The organism is Neisseria sp. P0021.S007 (assembly GCF_051956855.1).
This window is the reverse complement of record NZ_JBQCXA010001483.1, coordinates 1-474: the sequence shown is the minus strand read 5'-3', so window position 1 is coordinate 474 and position 474 is coordinate 1. Positions and strand designations below refer to the sequence as shown.

At 54.6% G+C, this 474-nt stretch carries 1 pseudogene; it reads left to right on the top strand.

The window, feature by feature from the left end:
• Nucleotides 1–474, top strand: a pseudogene (locus ACTHUR_RS19825) (RNA-binding protein); the annotation flags it as partial.

Genomic DNA, 474 nt, shown 5'->3' with positions numbered 1-474 from the left:
CCCCGTCGCTGGCGGACGTGGTCAAAATGGTGCATCCCAAACCGCGTGAAGCATGGCGTGCCGCCTGGTTTGCGTGGCTTATCGGCAAACCGTACGACCGCGAAGCATTGCCGACCATTACCCGCGCCTTTGAAGACTACAAACAAAGCCGAGAAGGCGAATTGCCCAACGTTCCTTTCCAAATGCTCACTGCTTTAGACTTGAACAGCGGCGACTGGGCGCAAATCGCCCATAACGGCTCATGGCAGCAGGTTCGTCAAAACCTGAACACTTTCCTGCGCCACGAAGTGTTTGCTAAAAGCAAAAACATCAAAATGGTGGCAGAAAAACTGCGTGACGAAACCGCCATTGCCCGCGCCCGCGTCCTGCCTTATCAGTTGCTGACCGCGTATCAGGCAACATCTAATCAAATGCCGTCTGAAATCCGCGAAGCCCTGCAAGATGCGATGGAAACCGCCGTACAAAACGTACCGG